This window comes from Actinokineospora sp. (assembly GCF_050699995.1).
Classification (GTDB): Bacteria; Actinomycetota; Actinomycetes; order Mycobacteriales; family Pseudonocardiaceae; genus Actinokineospora.
Genome location: NZ_JBOHGC010000647.1, coordinates 1 through 3,095 on the forward strand (window position 1 = coordinate 1; position 3,095 = coordinate 3,095).

Here is a 3,095-nt window from a genome sequence, read left to right on the forward strand (position 1 = left end):
GCCCGGGTGAAGGTGTCCAGCGCGGCCGGCTTGTCCGGAGTACCGGCCTCCTCGCCGGCCTTCGCGCAGCCCAGCTGCTTGGCGCCCTTCACCCAAAGACCGCGCGCCCGTCGCCGGGCCAGCAAACCCGCGGACTGCTCAGCCATCACCTCTCCCTCCGTCGGCCCCGAGCATCCTCTCATCACAGAATGTCGGCTGCGTCTTCTACCGTTGGTTGACATGACGGACAGAGAGACCGAGCGCACGCGTGCAGTCGTCCGGCAGTACTTCGAGCGCATGGGCGAGCGCGAGTGGGCCGGGTTCGGCGACCTGCTCGCCGTCGACGTCCGGTACGAGCTGCCGCAGACCAATGAGCTGATCACCGGCCGCGAGCGGCTGGTCCAGTTCAACCAGGAGTATCCGGGCGACTGGTCGTTCGAGGTGACGCGGCTGATCGCGGACGGCACCACCGCGGCGGGCTCGATGAACTTCAAGGTCGGCACCGAGGAGATGGTCGCCCTGGTGTACTTCGAGGTCGCCGACGGGCTGATCACCCGGATCACCGACTTCTGGCCGGAGCAGTACGAACCGCCGGCAGGCCGCGAGCACCTGGTCGAGCGGTCGCCGAACGGGCTCGACCGGTTCACCATGGACGACTAGCCCCGACGCCGCGCACAGGCCACCCGCCGACTACGGCGCTGATCGCCGCGACAACCCTAAGAGTTCCCTGAAGTCCCGGGGTTCCGGGCTTTCCGGGCACTAGTCTCCGATCCCCCTGTCGGGCGGCCCGTTCCGGGCTGAAAATGGGGTGGTTGCCCGCTGACGCCGTTTCTCTATGGTTCGTACGAGGCCGTGCACTAGTCGGGCGTTGGGAGCTGCGCCGTGGGCCCTTCAGTGTTGCTTCGAGCACGCGGATTAGATTCGCCAGACCCTTGCCGCTCCTGCGGGTAGCCGTTGGTCAGACGGGTGTTGGGTGAGGAGGTGGGGTTGGTGCTGGAGGAGACGCACGACGCCGAGGAGATCATCGCGCGGGTCGCGGCGCTGGATATCGGTAAGGCCGAGTTGGTGTGTTGTGTCCGGGTGCCGAGCCCGGATCGGCCGGGCAGGCGGCTGCAGGAGGTGGACACGTACTCGACGATGACCCGGTCGCTGCTGCGGCTGGCGGACCGGCTGCGGGAGTTGGGCGTCACGCGGGTGGTGATGGAGGCGACCTCGGACTACTGGAAGCCGCCGTTCTACCTGCTGGAGGCGGCCGGGTTGGAGACCTGGCTGGTCAACGCCAAGGACGTCAAGCACCTGCCCGGCCGGCCGAAGACCGACCGGCTGGACGCGGTCTGGTTGTGCAAGGTCGCCGAGCGGCAGATGCTGCGGGCCAGTTTCGTGCCGCCGCTGCAGATCCGCCAGCTGCGGGACCTGACCCGCTACCGGGTCGACCTGGTGAATGCCTGCACCGCGGAGAAGAACCGGGTCGAGAAGCTGCTGGAGGACGCCTGCATCAAGCTGTCCGTGGTCGCCTCCGACATCTTCGGCGTGTCGGGTCGCGACATGCTGGCCGCGTTGGTCGCCGGGGAACGCGACCCGAAGGTGCTGGCGCAGTTCGCCCGGGCCCGGATGCGGGGCAAGATCAGCGACCTGGAGGAGGCGTTCACCGGATACTTCACCGACCACCACGCCTGGTTACTGACCAAGATGCTGACCCGGATCGACCAGATCAACGCCGACATCGCCGAGCTCGAGGACAAGATCGGCGACCAGATCGCCCCTTTCGCCCAGGCGGTGGACTCTCTTGATGAGATCCCCGGTGTCGGGCGGGTCGCCGCGCACGTGATCGTCGCCGAGGTCGGGATCGACATGACCCGGTTCCCCACCCCGAACCATCTGGCGTCCTGGGCCCGGTTCGCGCCCGGCGTCAAGGAGTCGGCCGGGAAGAAGAAGGGCGCCGGCTCGACCGGCCACGGCAACCCCTACCTGGCCCGGGTCCTCGGTGAGGCCGCCGTCTGCGCCGGCAAGACCGACACCTTCCTCGGGGAACGCTACCGGCGCATCGCCAGGCGACGAGGCCGCAAGAAGGCCGTCGTCGCGGTCGGCCGCTCCATCCTGGTCATCGTCTGGCACCTGCTGTCCGACCCCGACGCCCGCTTCAACGACCTCGGCCCCGACTTCTACGACAACCGCACCGGCCCCGACCGGAAAAGACGCAACCACGTCCGCCAACTCGAAGCCCTCGGCTACAAAGTCACCCTCGAACCCGCCGCCTGAGCCCCCGCCGACAACCACTCCCGGCTCCGCTACGCCCCGCCGGAACCCCACGCACGCCCGACCCGGTCCATTTTCGGATTAGGAGGCCGTCCGCAACGAAGTACGCGAGGGCCGCGACACCAAGGAGCGCGAACTGGCCGGTGACCAGACGCGGTCGGGTTACTGCGACGGCTGTCGAGCTCATGGTGCCTCCTCGGTCCGGAATAGCCGATTCAGGCTCACAATGGCCGTAACGGGGCTGCCGGCGCATCGGTAGTTCTGCCCATCTGCAGGGGGTGCACGATGGTTCGGGAGGAGCTGCGACTGGCGGAGCTGCTGTGTGCCTTGTCGGTGAGTCTCGACCTGGCGATGGCGCAACCGCCCGAGAAGTCCGTTCGGAGCTGTCTGGTTGCGACTCGGCTCGCAGACCGCCTTGGCCTGCCACCCGCCGACAAGCAGACCGTGTACTACGCAACCCTGCTCCGCCACCTTGGCTGTACCGCGACCACCCACGAAGAGGCCCACCTGATGGGCCCAAGTGCGGCAGCCCTGCGACCGCTTGCCGAGCGCACAGACACCGCGAACGGCCGGGAGTCCCTAGCCCTCCTCAGCCGGGTCGGCAAGGGCACTGGCGTTCGCAGACTCCAGTACGTCGCACGCACGCTCGCGTCCGGTGCTGCAGGCGAGGCGGAGCTACTGCTGGCTATCTGCGAGGTCGGCAGCACGCTAGCGGTCGACCTCGGCCTAGGCCCGGCTGTGGCCGATGCGATCTACCAGGGCCTCGAACGCTGGGACGGCAAAGGTGCGCCGAAGGGACTCGCCCGTGACGAGATCTCCATCGCCACAAGGATCGCCGAGGTCGCTACGCAGGCGGTGAT

Annotated in this window: 3 protein-coding genes; all 3 read left to right on the plus strand. The window is 68.1% G+C overall.

Annotation, left to right across the window (positions count from 1 at the left end; all coding sequences use genetic code 11):
• Window positions 1-219: 219 nt before the first annotated feature.
• A complete protein-coding gene (locus ACRDSQ_RS31145) occupies window positions 220-639 on the plus strand; it encodes a nuclear transport factor 2 family protein (protein WP_431426059.1) in 420 nt (139 codons plus the stop codon).
• A gap of 330 nt (window positions 640-969) precedes the next feature.
• Window positions 970-2,238: an IS110 family transposase gene (locus tag ACRDSQ_RS31150; protein WP_431426060.1), complete on the plus strand. Its 1,269-nt coding sequence runs from the start codon at window positions 970-972 to the stop codon at window positions 2,236-2,238.
• Between the two features lie 282 nt (window positions 2,239-2,520).
• Window positions 2,521-3,095: HD domain-containing phosphohydrolase (locus tag ACRDSQ_RS31155; RefSeq protein ID WP_431426061.1), on the plus strand; the 575-nt coding region annotated here is incomplete at its 3' end.

Coding starts and splice junctions, on each gene's coding strand:
- ACRDSQ_RS31145 (WP_431426059.1), top strand. CDS start 220: ATGACGGACAGAGAGACCGAGCGCACGCGTGCAGTCGTCCGGCAGTAC.